18 protein-coding genes are annotated in these 20,608 nt (G+C 54.8%); 9 read left to right on the plus strand and 9 right to left on the minus strand.

The annotated features are described in order from the left end of the window. Window positions 1–3 precede the first annotated feature (3 nt). Together trmH and recG are read left to right on the plus strand one after the other, a co-directional pair. The gene (trmH, locus tag AC6I8A_RS19240; protein WP_497818920.1) at window positions 4–699 is read left to right on the plus strand and encodes a tRNA (guanosine(18)-2'-O)-methyltransferase TrmH; all 696 of its coding nucleotides are present in this window, start codon (window positions 4–6) and stop codon (window positions 697–699) included. Further along, entirely contained in the window at window positions 696–2,774 is a 2,079-nt protein-coding gene (gene recG, locus AC6I8A_RS19245) for an ATP-dependent DNA helicase RecG (protein WP_479486379.1), read from the plus strand. The genes trmH and recG overlap by 4 nt, the downstream gene beginning before the upstream one ends. Here recG and AC6I8A_RS19250 read toward each other — a convergent pair. After that, window positions 2,771–3,256: a MarR family winged helix-turn-helix transcriptional regulator gene (locus tag AC6I8A_RS19250; protein ID WP_265303097.1), complete on the minus strand. Its 486-nt coding sequence runs from the start codon at window positions 3,254–3,256 to the stop codon at window positions 2,771–2,773. The genes recG and AC6I8A_RS19250 overlap by 4 nt on opposite strands. Window positions 3,257–3,326: 70 nt before the next feature. Between AC6I8A_RS19250 and AC6I8A_RS19255 the strand changes: the two genes are divergently transcribed. From AC6I8A_RS19255 to AC6I8A_RS19265, 3 genes are all read left to right on the plus strand, one after another. Beyond that, on the plus strand, window positions 3,327–4,262 hold the full coding sequence (locus AC6I8A_RS19255) for a quinone oxidoreductase family protein (protein WP_256697862.1): 936 nt from the start codon (window positions 3,327–3,329) through the stop codon (window positions 4,260–4,262). A 92-nt stretch (window positions 4,263–4,354) separates the two neighbouring features. Beyond that, a complete protein-coding gene (locus AC6I8A_RS19260; RefSeq protein WP_497818921.1) occupies window positions 4,355–5,740 on the plus strand; it encodes a nucleobase:cation symporter-2 family protein in 1,386 nt (461 codons plus the stop codon). Between the two features lie 122 nt (window positions 5,741–5,862). Continuing rightward, the gene (locus tag AC6I8A_RS19265; RefSeq protein WP_256697864.1) at window positions 5,863–7,542 is read left to right on the plus strand and encodes an AsmA family protein; all 1,680 of its coding nucleotides are present in this window, start codon (window positions 5,863–5,865) and stop codon (window positions 7,540–7,542) included. Between the two features lie 40 nt (window positions 7,543–7,582). Here the strand turns inward: AC6I8A_RS19265 and fabY are convergent, their stop codons facing one another. From fabY to typA, 5 genes are all read right to left on the minus strand, one after another. Next, window positions 7,583–8,530 carry a fatty acid biosynthesis protein FabY gene (gene fabY, locus AC6I8A_RS19270; RefSeq protein ID WP_008109787.1) on the minus strand — a complete coding sequence of 316 codons (948 nt, stop codon included), beginning with the start codon at window positions 8,528–8,530 and terminating at the stop codon, window positions 7,583–7,585. A 59-nt stretch (window positions 8,531–8,589) separates the two neighbouring features. Next, window positions 8,590–9,027 carry a D-aminoacyl-tRNA deacylase gene (gene dtd / locus AC6I8A_RS19275; protein ID WP_436332915.1) on the minus strand — a complete coding sequence of 146 codons (438 nt, stop codon included), beginning with the start codon at window positions 9,025–9,027 and terminating at the stop codon, window positions 8,590–8,592. Beyond that, a complete protein-coding gene (locus AC6I8A_RS19280) occupies window positions 9,024–9,893 on the minus strand; it encodes a virulence factor BrkB family protein (protein ID WP_154183215.1) in 870 nt (289 codons plus the stop codon). Before AC6I8A_RS19280 ends, dtd begins: the two co-directional genes overlap by 4 nt. A 3-nt stretch (window positions 9,894–9,896) precedes the next feature. Further along, a complete protein-coding gene (gene yihX / locus AC6I8A_RS19285; protein ID WP_312183931.1) occupies window positions 9,897–10,493 on the minus strand; it encodes a glucose-1-phosphatase in 597 nt (198 codons plus the stop codon). Between the two features lie 184 nt (window positions 10,494–10,677). Continuing rightward, window positions 10,678–12,498, minus strand: coding sequence for a ribosome-dependent GTPase TypA (gene typA, locus AC6I8A_RS19290; protein WP_008109794.1), 1,821 nt, complete (start codon window positions 12,496–12,498; stop codon window positions 10,678–10,680). 439 nt (window positions 12,499–12,937) lie between these two features. Here typA and glnA point away from each other — a divergent pair, with 439 nt between their 5' ends. From glnA to glnG, 3 genes are all read left to right on the plus strand, one after another. Next, window positions 12,938–14,347, plus strand: coding sequence for a glutamate--ammonia ligase (glnA, locus tag AC6I8A_RS19295; protein ID WP_256697869.1), 1,410 nt, complete (start codon window positions 12,938–12,940; stop codon window positions 14,345–14,347). Between the two features lie 261 nt (window positions 14,348–14,608). After that, window positions 14,609–15,658, plus strand: coding sequence for a nitrogen regulation protein NR(II) (glnL, locus tag AC6I8A_RS19300; protein ID WP_008109798.1), 1,050 nt, complete (start codon window positions 14,609–14,611; stop codon window positions 15,656–15,658). A gap of 7 nt (window positions 15,659–15,665) precedes the next feature. Continuing rightward, the gene (glnG, locus tag AC6I8A_RS19305; RefSeq protein WP_256697870.1) at window positions 15,666–17,075 is read left to right on the plus strand and encodes a nitrogen regulation protein NR(I); all 1,410 of its coding nucleotides are present in this window, start codon (window positions 15,666–15,668) and stop codon (window positions 17,073–17,075) included. Window positions 17,076–17,124: 49 nt separating this feature from the next. On the opposite strand, the gene hemN is transcribed toward glnG, so the two are convergent. Together hemN and yihI are read right to left on the minus strand one after the other, a co-directional pair. Continuing rightward, complete coding sequence (gene hemN, locus AC6I8A_RS19310; protein WP_497818922.1) at window positions 17,125–18,498, minus strand: oxygen-independent coproporphyrinogen III oxidase; 1,374 nt, start codon at window positions 18,496–18,498, stop codon at window positions 17,125–17,127. Window positions 18,499–18,734: 236 nt separating this feature from the next. Further along, window positions 18,735–19,256, minus strand: coding sequence for a Der GTPase-activating protein YihI (gene yihI / locus AC6I8A_RS19315; protein WP_008109804.1), 522 nt, complete (start codon window positions 19,254–19,256; stop codon window positions 18,735–18,737). Between the two features lie 555 nt (window positions 19,257–19,811). Here yihI and yihA point away from each other — a divergent pair. Beyond that, the gene (yihA, locus tag AC6I8A_RS19320) at window positions 19,812–20,453 is read left to right on the plus strand and encodes a ribosome biogenesis GTP-binding protein YihA/YsxC (RefSeq protein ID WP_008109805.1); all 642 of its coding nucleotides are present in this window, start codon (window positions 19,812–19,814) and stop codon (window positions 20,451–20,453) included. 72 nt (window positions 20,454–20,525) lie between these two features. Here yihA and spfP read toward each other — a convergent pair whose 3' ends face one another. Next, window positions 20,526–20,573 (minus strand): small protein SpfP, encoded by a 48-nt coding sequence (gene spfP, locus AC6I8A_RS19325; RefSeq protein WP_071892919.1) that lies wholly within the window; start codon window positions 20,571–20,573, stop codon window positions 20,526–20,528. Between the last annotated feature and the right edge of the window lie 35 nt (window positions 20,574–20,608).

A 20,608-nucleotide genomic window follows, 5' to 3' on the forward strand; every position in this document is an offset into this window, starting at 1 on the left:
TCCATGAACGCTCAACGTTTTGCCCGAATTCAGGAGATGCTGGCCCTGCGCCAGCACGATCTCACCGTCTGCATGGAACAGGTGCATAAACCGCATAACGTCTCGGCGGTGATTCGTACCGCCGATGCGGTGGGCATTCATGAAGTGCACGCTGTCTGGCCAAGCGTGCGAATGCGCACCATGGTTTCTGCTTCGGCGGGCAGCAACAGTTGGGTGAAAGTTAAAACGCATCAGCATATTGCAGATGCGGTGCGTCATCTGAAAGATGAAGGCATGCAGGTGCTGGCGACCAATCTGTCGGCCAAAGCGGTAGATTTTCGCGACATCGATTACACCAAACCGACCTGTATTCTGATGGGGCAGGAAAAAACCGGAATTACTGCTGAAGCGCTGGCGCTGGCCGATCAGGACATCATTGTGCCGATGGTCGGCATGGTGCAGTCGCTCAATGTCTCGGTGGCTTCCGCACTTATTCTGTATGAAGCGCAACGTCAGCGACAGAACGCCGGCATGTATCAGCGCACTTACAGCCTGCTGGATGAAGATGAGCAACAGCGCTTGCTGTTCGAAGGCGGTTATCCTGTGCTGGCGCGCGTCGCCAAGCAAAAAAATCTGCCTTATCCGTACATCAATGGCCAGGGCGAAGTGGAAGCCGACGCCGATTGGTGGGCCACCATGCAATCGACAGGTAGAAAATGAAAGGCCGTCTGCTGGATGCCATCCCGCTCAGTACCCTGACCGGCGTCGGCGCCAGTCAGGCGGGCAAGCTGGCCAAACTTGGCCTGTTTACCATTCAGGATTTACTGCTGCATCTGCCACTGCGCTACGAAGACCGCACCCAACTGTATAAAATCAATGACCTGCTGCCGGGCGTTTATGCCACGGTGGAAGGTGAAGTGCTGAACAGCGAAATCACATTTGGTCGCCGCCGCATGTTGGTGTGCCAGATCAGCGATGGCAGCGGCATGCTGACCATGCGCTTCTTCAATTTCAATGCCGGGATGAAAAACAGCCTGTCGCCGGGCCGTCGCGTCACCGCCTATGGCGAGATTAAACGCGGTCAGCGCGGCGCTGAAATCATTCATCCCGAGTATCGCGTGCAGGGCGAACAAGGCGGCGTTGAGCTGCAGGAAACCCTGACGCCGGTTTACCCCACCACCGAAGGCATTCGTCAGGCGACACTGCGCAATCTCACCGATCAGGCGTTGACGCTGCTGGAAAGCTGCCCGATTGCCGAGCTGCTGCCGTCAGAACTGAGCGGCGGGCTGATTAGCCTGCCGGATGCCCTGCGAACGCTGCATCGTCCGCCGCCGGATTTGCGTCTGAGCGAGCTGGAAACCGGCCGCCATCCGGCACAAAAACGTTTAATTCTGGAGGAGCTGCTGGCACATAACCTCAGCATGCTGGCGGTACGCGCCGGTGCGCAGCGCCATCATGCGCTGCCGATGACGGCGCGCCACGAGCTGGTTGATCAGCTGCTGGCGGCGCTGCCCTTCTCGCCAACCGGTGCGCAAAAACGCGTGGTGGCCGAAATCGAAAAAGATCTGGCCAACGATTTTCCGATGATGCGCTTGGTGCAGGGCGATGTTGGCTCCGGCAAAACGCTGGTGGCCGCTCTGGCGGCACTGAACGTCATCGCGCACGGCAAACAGGTGGCGCTGATGGCGCCGACTGAACTGCTGGCCGAGCAGCATGCCAACAATTTCCGCCAGTGGTTTGCACCGCTGGAAATCGAAGTGGGCTGGCTGGCGGGTAAGCAGAAAGGCAAAGCGCGTGAAGCACAGCAGGAAGCGATCGCCAGCGGCCAGGTCGCGATGGTGGTCGGCACCCACGCGCTGTTCCAGGAGCAGGTAAAATTCAACGGCATGGCGCTGGTAATCATCGATGAACAGCACCGCTTTGGCGTACATCAGCGCTTAGCCTTGTGGGAAAAAGGTGAGGAACAAGGTTTCCATCCGCATCAGCTGATCATGACCGCCACGCCGATTCCGCGCACGCTGGCAATGACCGCTTACGCCGATCTCGATACCTCCACCATCGACGAATTACCGCCAGGCCGTACGCCGGTCACCACGGTGGCGATTCCCGATAGCCGCCGCAGTGAGATCATTACCCGCGTGCAAAGTGCCTGTCACGAAGGACGTCAGGCTTATTGGGTATGTACGCTGATTGAAGAGTCGGAAGTGTTGGAAGCGCAGGCTGCGGAAGCAACGTGGGAAGAGCTGAAAGTGGCCCTGCCCGATTTGCAGGTTGGTCTGGTGCACGGCCGCATGAAGCCCGCCGAAAAACAGGCGGTAATGGCGGCGTTTAAGGCCAATGAAATCCAGCTGCTGATTGCCACCACGGTTATCGAAGTGGGCGTGGATGTGCCGAATGCCAGCCTGATGATTATCGAAAACCCGGAACGTCTCGGTTTGGCCCAGCTGCATCAGCTGCGCGGCCGCGTGGGCCGTGGTGCTGTCGCCTCACACTGCGTGTTGCTGTACAAAGCGCCGCTCAGCAAAACCGCGCAGAAGCGTTTGCAGGTGCTGCGCGATAGCAACGACGGCTTCGTGATTGCTCAGCACGATCTGGAGATTCGTGGTCCAGGTGAGATGCTCGGCACACGTCAAACCGGCAACGCCGAGTTTAAAGTGGCGGATTTGCTGCGCGATCAGGGCATGATTCCCGAAGTTCAGCGCGTGGCGCGTCATATCCACCAGCACTATCCCGAGCAGGCGCAGGCACTGATTGAGCGCTGGCTGCCGGAAACCGAGCGCTACAGCAACGCTTAATCTGACGTTATCGCTTTATCGATAGCCATAAAATCCCCGACAAATTTCTGCAGCAGACGCGCCAGCTCGGCGCGCTCTTCATCCGACCAGCTGGCAAACAGGTTCTGATAGATCTGCGCGCGCGCCGCATCGATCTTGTCGGTCATCGCTTTACCTGCCGCCGTGATCACCGCTTCATTCACCCGTTTGTCTTTGGCGTTTTTCTGCCGCTGCGCCAACCCTAACTCCTCCAGCTTCGCCACCTGACGACTCACCGTGGTGTAATCACGCCCGGCACGCTCCGCCAGTTCGACCACGCCAATTGGGCCGAAGCGACCGATCTGAATCAGCAGAGGAAACAGCGCGCGATCGAGCTGAATATTCGACTCTTTTATCAGTAATTCATCACGTTGCGGACGGTTGAAGGTTCCAACAATCATCAGCAGCGCATTATGTAGATCATCGAATGCTGCACTATTATGTGTATTTTGCACACTTTTCATTGACGTTATCCCGAGGCAAGCCTAATGTGTGCATATTACACATAGTTTCCACTTAACTGAAGGTGAAAGCATGAAAGCAGCGATTGTTTCCGCGGCAGGTGAACTGCCGGTTTACGGTGATTTCCCTGAACCGCAGGCTGATGAAAGCCATGTGGTGGTGACAGTAACAGCCGCCGCCGTCAGCCAGCTAGCGAAAGCACGCGCCGCCGGTACCCATTACAGCGCGGCCGCGCACTATCCCTTTATTACCGGCATTGATGGTACCGGCACGCTGAGCAATGGCGATCCGGTTTACTTTCTCGCTTTTGATGCGCAGTGGGGCAGCATGGCGGAAAGAACCTTAGTGCCCGCCGACAGCATCGTTTCGTTGCCGGCCACACTGGATCCGGTGCTGGCCGCCGCGCTGGCGAATCCGGGCATGTCATCCTGGGCAGCATTAACCCGACGTGCTCAGCTGCGCGCCGGTGAAACCGTATTAATCAATGGCGCAACTGGCACGTCGGGCGGTTTAGCGGTGCGCATCGCGCAGCATCTGGGCGCAGGAAAAATCATCGCTACCGGCCGCAATCGCGCCGCGCTGGATCAACTGCGCGCGCAGGGTGCTGACCTCACTTTCACGCTGGATGAATTGCCGGGCGCGTTACCGGCATTGATGAAAGAAGGCATTGATGTGGTGCTGGATTATCTTTGGGGCCAGAGTGCGCTCGATATCATGCAGGCCGCCGTGGCGGGCGGAGAGAAAACGGTGCGCTTTGTCCAAATCGGTTCGTTGAGCGGACAGGAAATTACCCTGCACAGCAAACTGCTGCGCTCCTCCGGGCTGACATTAATGGGCAGCGGCCTCGGCAGCGTGTCGGATAAAGCGTTGATCGCCTGTATCGGTGAAATGCTGACGGCCGCCGCTGAGAGCGATTTTTCCATCGCCTTCCAGATGCGCCCGCTGAGTGACGTCGCCCTGGCGTGGCAGGAAGATGACAGCCGCTGCCGCACGGTGTTTACGCTCTAGATCAACGGAAGTAAAAAGGGGCATTGCAAACGATTGCTTTCACAACGCAACCGTTTAAAATCGCCCCTTTGTTGTAATTGAGAACGTCCACTATGTCCGTCAACACCGCTGAAACTCGCCAGCCTGCCAGCGCTGCAAGCCCGAAAAGTGAACTGATTTACCGCCTCGAAGACCGTCCACCATTACCGCAAACCTTGTTTGCTGCCTGTCAGCATTTGCTTGCGATGTTTGTCGCGGTGATTACGCCCGCGCTATTAATTTGCCAGGCGCTGGGTTTACCGGCGCAGGATACGCAGCACATCATCAGCATGTCGCTGTTTGCCTCGGGCGTGGCATCCATTCTGCAAATCAAAACCTGGGGACCGGTGGGTTCCGGCCTGTTGTCGATTCAGGGCACCAGTTTTAACTTCGTCACGCCGCTGATCATGGGCGGTATGGCGCTGAAAAACGGCGGCGTTGATGTACCAACCATGATGGCGGCGCTGTTTGGCACGCTGATGGTGGCGTCGTGTACCGAAATGGTGCTGTCACGCGTGCTGCACCTGGCGCGCCGCATCATTACGCCGCTGGTTTCCGGCATTGTGGTGATGATTATTGGCCTGTCGCTGATTCAGGTCGGTTTGACCTCCATCGGCGGCGGCTTTGCTGCGATGAGCGATCACACGTTCGGTGCCCCGAAAAACTTATTGCTGGCGGCTTCGGTATTGGTGGTGATTATCCTGCTTAATCGCCAGCGTAATGCTTATCTGCGCGTGGCTTCGCTGGTGATCGCGATGGCGGTAGGTTATGCGCTGGCCTGGGCGCTGGATATGCTGCCTGCCACCAGCATGACAGCCGATCAGCCGCTGATAGCCGTGCCATCGCCGCTCTACTATGGGCTGGGCTTTGACTGGAATCTGCTGATTCCGCTGATGTTGGTGTTTATGGTGACCTCATTGGAAACCATTGGCGACATCACCGCGACCTCTGATGTTTCCGAGCAGCCGGTGAGTGGTCCGCTGTATATGAAGCGTCTGAAAGGCGGCGTGTTGGCAAACGGGCTTAACTCCTTTGTCTCGGCGCTGTTCAATACTTTCCCGAACTCCTGTTTTGGCCAGAATAACGGCGTGATTCAGCTTACCGGCGTTGCCAGCCGCTATGTGGGGTTTGTCGTGGCGCTGATGCTGATCGTGCTTGGCCTGTTCCCGGCCGTGAGCGGTTTTGTGCAGCACATTCCGGAACCGGTGCTGGGCGGTGCAACCATTGTGATGTTCGGTACCATCGCCGCGTCTGGCGTGCGCATTGTTTCACGCGAGCCGCTGAATCGTCGTGCCATCATGATTATCGCGCTGTCGCTGGCGGTCGGTTTGGGCGTTTCTCAGCAGCCGCTGATTCTGCAATTTGCCCCAGACTGGCTGAAAACCCTGCTTTCATCTGGCATTGCGGCCGGTGGTATTACCGCCATCGTGCTGAACCTGATCTTCCCGCAAGAAAAGTAATCCAGACGGCAGGCTTCGGCCTGCCTGATATTTATCCGCATTTACATCCAGGCTGTTGAGCTGTAACGGTAATTCAGGCATAACAACCACTCACCGGATAAATATCGGGATGGATGAGTGCGATGAAATTTTTAGGCAAGTTTTTCCTTACCTTACTGCTGCTAATTCTGCTGGCGCTGGTAGTGCTGTATGTGTTGCTGCAAACACAATGGGGCGCGGGTTGGTTTAGCCGCTGGGTAAGCGATAAAACCGCCTGGCATCTCTCTCTCAGCAAGATTGAGCACGGCTTCTCCTCTCCTTCGCACATCATTCTCGATGACTTCAGCTTTGGCCATGATGGCCAGCCCGCCGTGTTGGTGGCGAAACGCGTTGATCTCGGCCTTGCGCTGGTTCAGTTCAGCGATCCGCTGCACTTCAACAGCATCGAAATACGCGACGGTGAAATCAATCTGGCTAATCAAGCGCCCGATACCACGCTGCCGATTCAGGCCAATCGCCTGCAGCTGAATAACGTGCGCATTGAGAATCCGCATAGCGCGTTGCCGATGACCGCTCAGCGCGTGAACGGCGGTCTTCTGCCGTGGAAACCGCTGCCTAACGACGTGCTGGGCAGCGATGCGCAGTTCCAGATCAGCGCCGGCACTCTGACGCTGGATGGTGTGCCGGGCAATAACGTCTTGCTGCAGGGCAGCATTAAGCAACGTCGTCTGGTGCTGAGCAATATCGGTGCCGATCTGGCGCGTGGTTCGATGACCGGCAACGCCGAACGTGATGCGCAGGGTAACTGGAAGATCGACCAACTGCGCCTCAACGATATCCGTTTGCAAACCCATCAAAGCCTGGGCGACTTCCTCAATCCGCTGCGCGATGTGCCTTCAGTGAGCATCAACCGTCTGGATATGACCGATGCACGCCTGCAAGGACCGGATTGGGCGGTGACCGATCTCGATTTAACCCTGAAAAATGTCACGCTGCGCGGCGATGATTGGGAAAGCGATGGCGGCTCTCTCTCCATGAACGCCGGGAATTTCATTAACGGTGGCTTTGAGCTCAACGATCCTATCGTCAATGCCGACCTTTCGGCGCAGGGCATCGCGCTGACGCAGTTCAGTTCGCGTTGGGTGAATGGCGTGGTGCGCGCCAGCGGCAACTGGTCGCGCAGCGACAAGCGTTTAACGCTGGATGAACTGGCGATCGCCGGGCTGGAATATACCTTGCCGCAAAACTGGCGTGAACGCTGGCAGCAAACCTTACCGGATTGGCTGGATAGCGTGCTGATAACCCGCGCTACCGCCAACCGTAACCTGATTATTGATATCAATCCGGCGTTCCCGTTCCAGATGACGTCACTGGATGGCAGCGCGGATAACCTGCTGCTGGCACGTCAACATCAGTGGGGAATCTGGGCCGGTAAAGCCAGCTTCAACGCGGCTGAAGCCACCTTCAATCGCACCGATCTGCGCCATCCATCCATTGCGCTGAATGCCAATGACCAGCAGATTCAGGTAACGGAGTTGAGCGCCTTTAACGGCAGCGGTTTACTGGAAGGTTCTGCAACGGTTGGGCAGGATGCGCAACGTCCGCTGACGCTGAATCTGAAAGGTCAGGCTGTGCCGGCAAACGTGCTGGGAAATTGGGGTTGGCCAACGCTGCAGTTGAGCGGCAACAGTAATTTGCAGCTGCAGGTGAAAGGCTCGTTGAACGCCAGCGCGCCGCTGCGCCCCAGCGTGGAGGGTACGTTGTCAGTGACTACCGATGCACAGTCGGTGCAGCAGACGATGCGGGGCGGGCAGGTTCAGTAAGGTAAAATAGAAAGGTCGCCATGAATGGCGACCCTACGTGTTAGTTGATACGAGCGCCGGAACCACCCTCTTCCAGCGCCCCGTCCGAATCGGCGGGCAAGACGATATACACGCCTTCGAATACCGCGCCCAACTCATCATCACCAAACAACTCCACTTCCATCTGCACGCGCGCTTTGCGGCCTCGCGCCAAACGGTCAAGATCGCCGCTGAGCGAGCCGAGATCGGCAATTGCGCCCGGACGGCCGCTTATTGGTTTGCTATAGCGAATATGCGCATCCGCCAGAATAATGGTGCCACCGAGATGCCGCTCGCGTAGCAGCAGCCAAATCAAGCCCCAACCGGTTAGCGTGGCGAGCGAGAACAGGCTGCCCGCAAATAAGGTGTGATGTGGATTCTGGTTGCCCGCTTCGGGCATGGTGGTAACGAATTTCTGCCCGGTGTATTGCAGAATGCGCACGCCCATTTTTTCACTCAACGGGATGTGCTCATACCAGGCTTGTTGCAGCTGTCCGCACCAGTCGGCGCGATGCAGAATATCGTCAAGCGTCACGACCGGTTTGATCATCAGGAAGTGGCGCACCGGCGTGGTTTGCGGCGCGGTGATTTCACCCTGATTGACGTATCCAAGCTTGGCGAAGAATTCGACCGCGTCTTCACGCGCGCTACAGGTGACGCGTTTCGCTCCTTCCTGACGCGCAACCGATTCCAGCGTCATCGCCACCAGCGTGCCAAGACCTTTGCCCTGCACGGAAGGATGCACGGCAAGGAAGCGAATCGCCGCTTCGTTCTCAGCGTTGATGTACAGACGACCGATCGCCACTGGTTTGCCCTGCTCATCCACCACCATTTGATGATGTGCCAGCGCATCCCAGGCATCACGCTCAGAACCCTGCGGCTGACGCAGCGGCTTTCGTAACATTTCCCAGCGGAACTGGTAATACATATCCAGCTCTTCCGCCGTTTGCGGTACGCGAAGATGATACATAAAGTGATTCTCTCGTTCGGAGCTTGCGTGGCTAAGTCCTTGCCGCTCGGCTGAAAACCTCACACCTGTAACCAGAAGGTCACCGGACCATCGTTTACTAACGAAACCTGCATATTGGCGGCGAAGCGCCCGTTTGCGGTGGTCACGCCCTGTGCTCGGCAGCAATCGCTAAAGTATGCATAGAGGCGCTCGGCTTCCGCCGGTTCTGCGCCGCCAGAGAAAGAGGGACGCATCCCTTTATTGGTATCTGCGGCGAGAGTGAATTGCGACACCACCAGCACGCTACCACCCGCCTGCTGCACATTGAGATTCATTTTGTCATTCTCATCCGCAAAGATGCGGTAGCCCAGCACGCGCTCGGTTAGACGCTGCGCTTTTTGTTCGTCGTCGCCCTTTTCCACACCCAATAACACCAATAACCCATTGCCAATTTCGCCCACTGTCGCGTCGTCAACGCTAACACTGGCGCGGCTGACGCGCTGAATCAAAGCAATCATGTTTCCTCACGTTCTTTTTCGCGTTCCTGCTGTTTTAGCTGGCGATAGTCATCCAGCGTGACGGTGATTTCCGCGCCTAACAACACAATACACCACGACCAATAGACCCAAAGGAACAGAATGGGGATGACCGCCAGAACGCCGTAAATTAACTGATACGAAGGGAACATCGTAACATAGAGCGCAAAGCCTTTTTTGCCCAGCTCGAACAGCAATCCGGCAACGATCGCGCCGATCAGTGCATCACGCGTGGGCACGCGCCGCGTCGGCACAATGCTATACAGCAGCCAGAAAGCGAGGATGGAGAGGCACAGCGGGAAAATACGGAGCAGCTGATCAACCAGACTGGTTACGCCTGTCACACTCAACCACCGCAGCGATAACAGATAGGAGCTGAGCGCTAAGCTTGCGCCCGCCAGCAGGGGCCCGAGCGTTAAGATCATCCAGTAAACGGCAAACGAATAGACCATCGGACGCGGCTTATCGCTGCGCCAGATGGCGTTTAATGCGCTATCCACCGAATGCATCAGCAGCAACGCGGTGACGATCAACCCCACAATACCAATCGCCGTCATCTTATTGACGTTGGCGACGAACTGGTCGAGATAACGCTGAATCACGTCGCCCGTTGCTGGGATGAAGTTGGTAAAAATGAAGTTCTTCAACTGCACGCTGATATCCGAGAACATCGGAAAAGCAGCAAACAGCGCGAACACCACGGCAATCAGCGGCACCAATGCCAGCAATGAAACGTAGGCGAGATTACCCGCCTGCGTCGTCATGTTGTCATCGTCAATGCGTCGCCACAGCAGTTTTACCCACAAATAAAAGGCATGCGCCGAGTGGCGCAGATGTCGTTGGTTCAGCACTCAGAGACGACCCGCAAACCAGTCCGGCACGGTTTTATCATCAACCACCAGCACGCTTTCAATACCAAGCGCGCGCGCAGCGTCGATATTGGCCTGGTTATCATCGAAAAACACCGCCTGATTGGCCTGATAACCTTCGTGCTGCAGCACATAGTGATAGATGCGCGCTTCCGGCTTACGCATGCCGATATCCTGCGACATATAAAGATGATCGGCCGCCTGTTGAACATCGGGATATTGGGTTGGCCAGAACTCGAAGTGCAGCTGATTGGTATTGGACAGGATCACCACGCGCTCGCCATTGGCACGCAGCTTGTTCATGATCGCCAGCGTTTCCGGACGTACGCCGACAAAGACCGCCTGCCAGCCAGCGGTGAATTGCGGATAGCTCAGCGCGATATCCAGCTGGTCGCAGATACGTGCAGCAAATTCCGGATCGCTGATTTCACCGCGTTCGTGTTGCTCAAAAGCCTCATCCATGCGGAAACGACTTTGCAGCGTGGATAACGGCACGCGCCCCAAATCGCTCCAGACGCCGAGCACACGATTGAAATCGATATCAACAATCACATTGCCTAAATCAAAGATGTACAGCATGACGCCTCTCCTTTTCGTTCCCTGGATCATTCACTTTAGCGGCAAAAGTGGGAGCTGAACAGGGACGAAAGGCGGGAAATCAGTAATCTGGAGGCGGAGCCAAATTTCATTAAGCGAGCGTTGCAGCGGGTTGCAGGCATAAAAAAGCCCCGCAAGTGCGGGGCTCAATATCAGACTGTTTCGCTTACTCTTTGCTGCCGCGAGAAGAACGCTTACGGTCGTTCTCGGTCAGGTGACGTTTACGAATACGGACTGACAACGGAGTCACTTCTACCAGTTCGTCATCATCGATGAACTCGATAGCCTGTTCCAGCGTCATTTTCTGCGGTGGAACCAGAGTGGTGGCTTCGTCAGTACCTGACGCACGCATGTTGGTCAGTTTCTTACCGGTCAGGCAGTTTACTGTCAGGTCGTTAGAACGGCTGTGAATACCAATGATCTGGCCTTCATATACTTCCGCACCGTGACCCAGGAACAGCTTACCGCGATCCTGCAGACCGAACAGGGCGAACGCGACCGCTTTACCCTGACCGTTTGAGATCAGCACGCCGTTCTGACGCTGGCCCACTTCGCCTGGACGAACGTCGTCGTAGTGGCTGAAGGTGGAGTACAGCAGACCGGTACCTGAAGTCATGGTCATGAATTCGTTACGGAAGCCGATCAGACCACGGCTTGGGATCATGTAGTCAAGACGTACACGGCCTTTGCCATCTGGATCCATGTTTTTCAGGTCGCCTTTACGCTCACCCATCGCTTGCATCACAGAACCCTGGTGGGTTTCTTCGATGTCGAGGGTCACGTTTTCGAATGGCTCCTGCTTACGGCCTTCGTGCTCACGGAAGATTACTTTCGGACGGGATACCGCCAGCTCGAAACCTTCACGACGCATGTTCTCGATCAGAACTGACAAGTGCAGCTCACCACGACCAGAAACGCGGAACGCATCCGAATCTTCGGTTTCTTCAACGCGCAGTGCCACGTTGTGGACCAGCTCTTTGTTCAAACGCTCCAGAATCTGGCGCGAAGTCACGAACTTACCTTCTTTACCGCAGAACGGTGAGGTGTTCACGTTGAAGAACATGGTTACGGTTGGTTCGTCGACGCTCAGGGCTGGCAACGCTTCCACATTCTGCGTGTCGCAGATGGTGTCAGAGATGTTCAGCTCGCCCAGACCGGTGATCGCGATGATGTCGCCCGCTTCTGCCAGGGTGCTTTCGATACGCTCCAGACCAAGGTGGCCCAGCACTTTACCGACTTTACCGTTACGGGTTTTGCCTTCGCTATCAATGATAGTGACTTGCTGGTTCGGCTTCACGGTACCGCGCTTGATGCGGCCGATGCCGATCACGCCCAGATAGTTGTTGTAGTCCAGCTGCGAGATTTGCATCTGCAGTGGCGCTTCAACTTCAACCTGAGGTGGAGAAACGTGGTCAACAATCGCCTGATACAGCGGGGTCATGTCGTCAGCCATGTCGGTGTGTTCCAGACCCGCGATACCGTTCAGCGCCGAAGCGAAGATGATCGGGAAGTCCAGCTGCTCGTCAGTCGCATCCAGGTTAACGAACAGGTCAAATACCTGATCAACAACCCAATCAGGACGCGCGCCCGGACGGTCAACTTTGTTGATAACCACAATCGGCTTCAAACCATGAGCAAATGCTTTCTTGGTTACGAAGCGGGTTTGCGGCATAGGGCCATCCATCGCATCTACAACCAGCAGCACCGAATCCACCATGGACATGACGCGCTCCACTTCACCACCGAAGTCGGCGTGTCCTGGGGTATCAACGATGTTGATACGGTAGTCATTCCATTTGATGGCGGTGTTTTTTGCGAGGATGGTAATCCCACGCTCTTTCTCCAAATCGTTGGAGTCCATTACGCGCTCAGTCGCTTCGGTACGAGCATCAAAAGTACCGGACTGTTGGAGCAGCTTGTCAACCAGGGTGGTCTTACCATGGTCAACGTGCGCGATGATGGCGATGTTACGCAAATTTTCGATCACAGCTTTGCCTCAGGCATTATAGAAATAACGCGGTATTGTACACGGATTAAGCGGAAGACTGAACATGATCACAGATTTCGCCGAAAGTTTCTCGTAGCGCTGGTTTTTAGCACCGTTTACGGTGCATTAATCTGCACTGCGATGGCAATTTGCACCAATTTAGTGCTTAACTTCACCTATGATGCACCATTACGATGCATGCAATCCATCCTGGTGCAGCCTTCGACTCACGAAAGGGCGCATTGTAGCGCCATTTTCACCATTGTCATAAAGTTGGCACAGAATTCGCTTTATATATTTTAAGCGAAAACGACAGTTATAAAACGGTTGATAGAGCTTGCCGAGATCTTTGGTTAGGAATGGTCAGCAGTCATGACACATTCCCGGCAACGAAGTTCTCTCACCATGACGATAATGACCATTTCCAGGAGAGTTGAGTATGTCCGCTGAACACGTTCTCTCGATGATGAACGAGCATGAAGTTAAGTTTGTTGACCTGCGTTTTACCGATACCAAAGGTAAAGAACAGCACGTTACTATCCCTGCTCACCAGGTTAACGCTGACTTCTTCGAAGAAGGCAAAATGTTCGATGGCTCCTCCATCGGTGGCTGGAAAGGCATTAACGAATCAGACATGGTGCTGATGCCGGACGCAACCACTGCAGTAATGGATCCGTTCTTCGAAGACTCGACCCTGATCATCCGTTGCGACATCCTTGAGCCAGGCACACTGCAGGGCTACGACCGTGACCCACGCTCCATTGCTAAGCGTGCAGAAGAGTTCCTGCGTTCTTCAGGCATCGCGGATACCGTGCTGTTTGGACCAGAGCCAGAGTTCTTCCTGTTCGATGACATCCGTTTCGGTTCTTCTACTTCAGGTTCACACGTTGCTATCGACGATATCGAAGCCGCATGGAACACCGGTAAAGAGTACGAAGGCGGTAACAAAGGTCACCGTCCAGGTCTGAAAGGCGGTTACTTCCCAGTGCCACCGGTTGACTCAGCACAGGACATCCGTTCTGCCATGTGTCTGACCATGGAGCAGATGGGTCTGGTGGTTGAAGCACATCACCACGAAGTAGCGACTGCTGGTCAGAACGAAGTGGCAACCCGCTTCAACACCATGACCAAAAAAGCTGACGAAATTCAGATCTACAAATACGTGGTGCACAACGTCGCTCACGCGTACGGCAAAACTGCAACCTTCATGCCTAAGCCAATGTTCGGTGATAACGGTTCTGGTATGCACTGCCACATGTCCCTGTCAAAAGGCGGCGTGAACCTGTTCTCTGGCGACAAGTACGGCGGCCTGTCTGAAACTGCTCTGTTCTACATCGGCGGTATCATTAAGCACGCTAAAGCGATTAACGCCCTGGCGAACCCAACCACCAACTCATACAAGCGTCTGGTCCCAGGCTACGAAGCGCCCGTTATGCTGGCTTACTCTGCCCGTAACCGTTCTGCTTCTATCCGTATCCCAGTGGTTGCTAGCCCGAAAGCACGTCGTATCGAAGCACGCTTCCCGGATCCAGCGGCTAACCCATACCTGGCATTCACCGCGCTGCTGATGGCCGGTCTTGATGGTGTTATCAACAAGATCCACCCTGGCGATGCGATGGACAAAAACCTGTATGACCTGCCTCCGGAAGAAGAAGCTGAGATTCCAAAAGTTGCAGGTTCTCTGGAAGAAGCATTGAACGCACTGAACGAAGACCGCGAGTTCCTGACCCGTGGCGGTGTGTTCACTGATGACGCTATCGATGCATACATCGAACTGCGTAAGTCAGACGTTGACCGCGTGCGTATGACTCCGCACCCAGTTGAGTTCGAACTGTACTACAGCGTTTAATCAGCATTAAAGATTCGCGGATTTTGCATCGCCGCAAGGCGGCAATCGAGAGAATCCCGGGGAGCTGAGATAACTCAGTGACTCGGGTGAACGAGTGCAGCCAACGCAGCGGCGGTGTAAAAGACGCCGAAGATTTTATATTGCCGTGGAAACTTTAGCCCATCTCCGGATGGGCTTTTTTCTCCGCGCATTCATGGTTCGAAGCACAGATTTCCGTCCTGAAAGGCTATAATGCACTAAATTAGTGCAGAGGAACGCTGTATGGCAACTGGCACGCTGCCCGACGCGGGGCAGATTCTCAACTCCCTGATCAACAGTATTTTGCTGGTCGATAACGATTTAGTTATCCATTACGCCAATCCGGCGGCTCAGCAATTACTGGCGCAAAGCTCACGTAAATTGTTCGGCACGCCATTACCGGAATTAACCGGCTATTTTTCGCTGAATATTGAGGTGATGAGCGAGAGTCTCGGAGCTGGCCAGGGCTTTACCGATAGCGAAGTCACGTTGGTGGTCGATGGCCGCGCGCACATTATGTCGCTCACGGCACAGCGCTTACCGGATGGCTTTATTCTGCTGGAAATGGCGCCGATGGATAATCAACGTCGTCTTAGCCAGGAACAAATTCAGCATGCTCAGCAGGTCGCGGCCCGCGATTTAGTGCGCGGCCTGGCGCATGAAATCAAAAACCCGCTGGGAGGATTACGTGGTGCCGCGCAGTTGCTGACTCGCGCGTTACCCGATCCTTCCCTGCATGAATATACACGCATCATTATTGAGCAAGCCGATCGACTGCGTAATCTGGTCGATCGCCTGCTCGGCCCGCAACAGCCGGGCTTGCACGTAACGCAAAGCATTCATCAGGTCGCCGAGCGCGTGGTGAATCTGGTGTCGATGGAGTTGCCGGATAACGTCTCGCTGGTGCGTGATTACGATCCAAGCCTGCCGGAACTGCCGCACGATCCCGACCAGATTGAACAGGTGCTGTTGAATGTGGTGCGTAACGCGCTGCAAGCGTTGGGCGATGAAGGCGGTACCATTGTGATTCGCACGCGTACGGCCTTCCAGCTCACGCTGCACGGCACGCGTTATCGTTTAGTTGCACGTATTGATATTGAAGATGATGGCCCAGGGATTCCGGCCCAGCTACAAGACACCCTGTTCTATCCGATGGTTAGCGGACGCGAAGGCGGCACCGGTTTAGGTCTGTCCATCGCCCGTAGCCTGATCGATCAGCATTCAGGGAAAATAGAATTTAACAGTTGGCCAGGACACACCGAATTCTCGGTTTACCTGCCTATTCGCCAGTGAGGTTTCTATGCAACGAGGGATAGTCTGGATCGTCGATGACGATAGCTCCATCCGCTGGGTGCTTGAAAGGGCACTCACTGGAGCCGGTTTGAGCTGTGCAACCTTTGACAGCGCTAACGAGGTATTGGACGCGCTCGCAAGCAAAACCCCAGACGTATTATTGTCAGACATTCGTATGCCTGGCATGGATGGACTTACGCTGCTGAAACAGATTAAGCAGCGTCATCCGATGCTGCCGGTGATCATTATGACCGCGCACTCCGATCTGGATGCCGCCGTCAGTGCTTATCAGCAAGGTGCGTTTGATTACCTGCCAAAGCCGTTTGATATTGATGAAGCGGTGGCGCTGGTTGAGCGAGCGATTAGCCATTATCAGGAACAGCAGCAGCCGCGTAATCAGCCCGTCAGCGGCCCAACCACCGACATTATCGGCGAAGCGCCGGCCATGCAGGATGTGTTCCGCATCATTGGTCGTCTTTCACGCTCCTCAATTAGCGTGCTGATCAACGGTGAATCCGGTACCGGTAAAGAGTTGGTGGCACATGCGCTGCATCGTCATAGTCCGCGTGCGAAGTCCCCTTTTATCGCGCTGAACATGGCGGCGATACCCAAAGATTTGATTGAATCAGAGCTGTTTGGTCACGAGAAAGGCGCATTTACCGGTGCGAACCAGATTCGTCAGGGACGTTTTGAGCAGGCCGATGGCGGCACGCTGTTCCTCGATGAAATTGGTGACATGCCGCTTGATGTGCAGACCCGCTTGTTACGCGTTTTGGCCGATGGCCAGTTTTATCGCGTTGGCGGCTATGCGCCGGTGAAAGTGGATGTGCGTATTATCGCGGCAACCCATCAGAATCTTGAGCTGCGCGTGCAGGAAGGCAAATTCCGTGAAGACTTGTTCCATCGTCTTAACGTGATTCGCGTTCATCTGCCGCCGCTGCGTGAACGCCGCGAAGATATTCCGCGCCTGGCGCGTTACTTCCTGCAGGTCGCTGCACGTGAGTTAGGCGTGGAAGCGAAGATTCTGCATCCGGAAACCGAAACCGCGCTGACGCGTCTGCATTGGTCCGGTAACGTGCGCCAGCTGGAAAATACCTGTCGCTGGTTGACGGTGATGGCAGCGGGCCAGGAAGTGTTGATTCAGGATCTGCCGCCTGAACTGTTTGAATCCAGCACGCCAGACAATCCGGTGCAGTCGTTACCGGACAGCTGGGCCACGCTGCTGGCGCAGTGGGCAGATCGCGCCTTGCGTTCCGGTCATCAAAACCTGTTGTCGGAAGCACAGCCGGAGATGGAGCGCACCCTGCTCACCACTGCGCTGCGTCACACGCAAGGGCACAAACAGGAAGCGGCACGCTTGCTCGGCTGGGGACGTAATACCCTGACGCGTAAGTTGAAAGAGCTGGGAATGGAATAACGCGCACGTTGTGCGTGTTAATATAGGGGAGCGAATGAGCTCCCCTTTTTTATATCACTCGCGAGAACTGCTGCATGCGCACCTTTTGGCGCATATACACATCGAAGCACATACAGATGTTTCGAATCAGCAAACGCCCGACGCCAGTAACGTGCAGGCTGCGACCGCGCTGTTGCACTAATCCATCCGCCACCAGCGGCGCTAACAGCGCTAAATCCTCGGCAAAATAACGTTCAAACTCTATCGGGTATTGTGCTTCTATCGCGGCAAAATCCAGTGAGAAATTGCAGATTAAGGCTTTAATCACATCGCGGCGCAAACCATCATCGTCATTCAACGTGAGCCCGCGCCACAGCGCATTGCCGCGCTGCTCGACTTCTGCGTAATAGGCTTTCAACTCTTTGTGATTTTGCGCATAGCTGTCGCCCAACATACTGATGGCCGACACGCCCAAACCGAGCAGATCGGTTTCGCCCTGCGTGGTGTAGCCCTGAAAATTACGATGCATTTCGCCGGCGCGTTGTGCCACCGCCAGTTCATCATCCGGACGCGCGAAGTGATCCATGCCGATAAACTGGTAACCTTCGCCGGTTAAGGTGGCGATGGTTTTCTGCAGGATTTGCAGTTTCTGTGCCGCGCCTGGCAGCTCGTCATCTTTAATTTTGCGCTGCGCAGCGAACAACGTAGGCATGTGCGCATAGTTGAAGACGCTGAGGCGATCGGGATTAAGTGCAATAACGCGCTGTAAGGTGAAGGCGAAGCTTTCCGGTGTCTGCAGCGGCAAACCATAAATCAGATCGAGGCTAACCGAACGGAAGCCCTGCTCACGCGCACGCTGCACCAGCGCGAAGATGGTTTCTTCATCCTGCACGCGATTCACGCGCTCCTGCACCGCTTTATTAAAGTCCTGCACGCCCATGCTCAGGCGATTGAAACCTTCCGCGCGCAGATGATCGATCATCTCCAGTTCGATTTCACGCGGATCAACCTCGATCGACATTTCGACATCATCGGCAATGGTAAAATGATCGCGTAGCAGCGCCACCAACCGGCTCACCTGCTGCTGGTTGAGGAATGTCGGCGTACCGCCGCCCCAATGCAGCTGAGTGACGCTGCGCCCCGCAAATAAGGGCGCACGCTGGCGGATCTCCTGCTCCAGCACATCGAGGTAGCGATCGGCTTTATGCAGCTGGCGCGTCACGATTTTGTTGCAACCGCAGAAGTAGCAAAGACGATGGCAAAACGGGATATGCACATACAGCGATAACGGACGATCGGGATAGCGCTGCACGGCGTGCTGAAAATCTGCCTCACCAAAGTTCTCACTGAACTCGAGCGCGGTGGGATAAGAGGTATAACGTGGGCCAGCGTAATTGTATTTTTCGATGAGGCGCTGATCCCAATCAATCTGCTGCGATGACATGCTCACTCCTTACGGTGACGTCGTCTGAGAGAGGGCCGCGTAGCAGAAGAGTGGACGAAGCGATGGGCTGAACGCCGACGTAAACGCGACTTCAGACGCGACAGGCGGCGTAGTTTAAACAATAACCAGATCAGATAACATGTCAGTAGCAGCGCGAAAATTGATCCAGGCCAAAACATAGGTGAATACCTGTTTAGCACGGCATGCGCGAAAACGCATGCCGATCAAAATTGGCCTTAATTGCCTTTGAGCAGGCGCATCATATCTTCTTCAGCCTGCTCATCTTCCGCTTCGTCATCCAGCGCGATGCCTAACGTTTCCATCAGCTCGTCAATGCGGTCTAAGGTTTGATCCAGCCAGGCCTGATCTTCGCCACTTAAGGTTTCACCGTTTTCCAGTCGATCCAGCAGCGTATCCAGACGTTCGTCATTTTCCAGCTTCGCCAGCTCTTCTTGCGGCGTCAGGCGAACTTTTTCCGCTTTTGGTTTTGGCTTCGCTTCAGGCTTTTTCGCCGGCTGGGTTTTACCATCAGCGACTAATGCGATCGGCGTTTTGCTGCCCAGGCGTGGATCCTGAGCTTTTTTACCCTGACCTTTGCCAGCGGTTTGCGTTTCCGGATTAGCGCGGCTGCCAGATTTGTGGCCGCTATGCTTTTTATCGCGTTTGCGATCGCGCGCTTCCTGATTAAGGTCTTCACGCGATTTGCGTTTGGCTTTCGCAGCAGGTTTGCCACGCGGGGCTGATGCAGGTTGCTTCATGGTGTCCGGTCTCGGCGATGCTTTGTGAGTTCAGTATAGAATTGCGGCGAAATCTAGCAGAAAGTAAGCAAAGAAAAAAGGCGATAGCCTATGCTATCGCCTTTTATCGCACCTTCATACGAAGGAAACACTGAATAAATCCTTTACGGCTCACAACGTCCCGGTTGCTCCATCGCCACATCGCTCCTGCGATTAATCCCTGTCCTTGTTCGATTCCTGCCTGAATCGCTTCCCGCCATGCTCTTGGTCATCCCCGACACTCCTGAGCTCATCATCCTGATGGGTGCTGCCGTGCACTGACAACAAATGTAGACTAATAGGTAAAATCAACAAGTGAGACTTGTCTCTATTTTAGAGTGGTATTTCCTACAAACACTTCAACCCATTGAAATTAAATGCCTAAAATCATTGTTAATATTCCATGAAGCGGTAATCGCTGGCAGTAAAAATCATAGATCTCTTACAAAATGACGCGTTTAGACGCTATCGGGCACTTTTGCGCCATTACAGGTATAATCAGCCCAATTGCCCGATTCATTTTGCTGGAGTTTCACTTTGTCTGCTTTGAACTATCACATGACCCATTTCATGCTCAGCGCCCCGGATATTCGCCATTTACCGGCGGATGTGGGTATTGAAGTTGCTTTTGCCGGGCGCTCGAATGCAGGCAAATCCAGCGCGCTGAACACCATCACTAACCAGAAAGGTCTGGCACGTACCAGTAAAACGCCAGGTCGTACTCAGTTGATTAACCTGTTTGAAGTGGTTGAAGGTAAATGTCTGGTCGATTTACCCGGTTATGGCTATGCCCAGGTTCCGGAAGAGATGAAGCGCAAATGGCAAAAGTCTCTGGCGGAATATTTACAGAAACGCCAGGCATTGAAAGGCTTGGTAGTATTGATGGATATACGCCATCCGCTGAAAGACCTTGATCAGAACATGATTGAATGGGCTGTACAGAGCCAGATTCCCGTGCTGGTCTTGCTGACCAAAGCCGACAAGCTGGCATCCGGCGCGCGTAAAGCACAGCTGACGATGGTACGCGAAGCGTCGCTGGCCTTTAACGGTGATGTGCAGGTAGAAATGTTCTCGTCACTGAAGAAGATGGGCGTTGATATTGTGCGTAAGAAGTTGGACAGCTGGTTTAGCGAACTGGAGCCTGCGCAAGAAGGCGACGGCGAAGAAACAGCAGAGTAATTTTGTTGCGGCTTTTGCGAAAAAGCCCAATAAAAAACGCCCCAGTCATAAATGACTGGGGCGGCTAAATATTCAGCCAAATCCGATTACGTGAAGTAAAAGGTCTGAAAGATAGAACATCTTACCTCTGTACCCTACGCGACAAACTCTACCTG

This window comes from Pantoea sp. X-Soil-ISGK-275, assembly GCF_059730795.1.

Bases quoted from the DNA above. Each gene is read 5' to 3' on its own strand.
- recG (WP_479486379.1), top strand. From the start codon at position 696: ATGAAAGGCCGTCTGCTGGATGCCATCCCGCTCAGTACCCTGACCGGC.
- trmH (WP_497818920.1), top strand. From the start codon at position 4: ATGAACGCTCAACGTTTTGCCCGAATTCAGGAGATGCTGGCCCTGCGC.
- fabY (WP_008109787.1), bottom strand. From the start codon at position 8,530: ATGTATCATCTTCGCGTACCGCAAACGGCGGAAGAGCTGGATATGTAT.
- glnG (WP_256697870.1), top strand. From the start codon at position 15,666: ATGCAACGAGGGATAGTCTGGATCGTCGATGACGATAGCTCCATCCGC.
- yihI (WP_008109804.1), bottom strand. From the start codon at position 19,256: ATGAAGCAACCTGCATCAGCCCCGCGTGGCAAACCTGCTGCGAAAGCC.
- yihX (WP_312183931.1), bottom strand. From the start codon at position 10,493: ATGCTGTACATCTTTGATTTAGGCAATGTGATTGTTGATATCGATTTC.
- glnA (WP_256697869.1), top strand. From the start codon at position 12,938: ATGTCCGCTGAACACGTTCTCTCGATGATGAACGAGCATGAAGTTAAG.
- AC6I8A_RS19250 (WP_265303097.1), bottom strand. From the start codon at position 3,256: ATGAAAAGTGTGCAAAATACACATAATAGTGCAGCATTCGATGATCTA.
- AC6I8A_RS19255 (WP_256697862.1), top strand. From the start codon at position 3,327: ATGAAAGCAGCGATTGTTTCCGCGGCAGGTGAACTGCCGGTTTACGGT.
- AC6I8A_RS19265 (WP_256697864.1), top strand. From the start codon at position 5,863: ATGAAATTTTTAGGCAAGTTTTTCCTTACCTTACTGCTGCTAATTCTG.
- dtd (WP_436332915.1), bottom strand. From the start codon at position 9,027: ATGATTGCTTTGATTCAGCGCGTCAGCCGCGCCAGTGTTAGCGTTGAC.
- glnL (WP_008109798.1), top strand. From the start codon at position 14,609: ATGGCAACTGGCACGCTGCCCGACGCGGGGCAGATTCTCAACTCCCTG.
- hemN (WP_497818922.1), bottom strand. From the start codon at position 18,498: ATGTCATCGCAGCAGATTGATTGGGATCAGCGCCTCATCGAAAAATAC.
- AC6I8A_RS19260 (WP_497818921.1), top strand. From the start codon at position 4,355: ATGTCCGTCAACACCGCTGAAACTCGCCAGCCTGCCAGCGCTGCAAGC.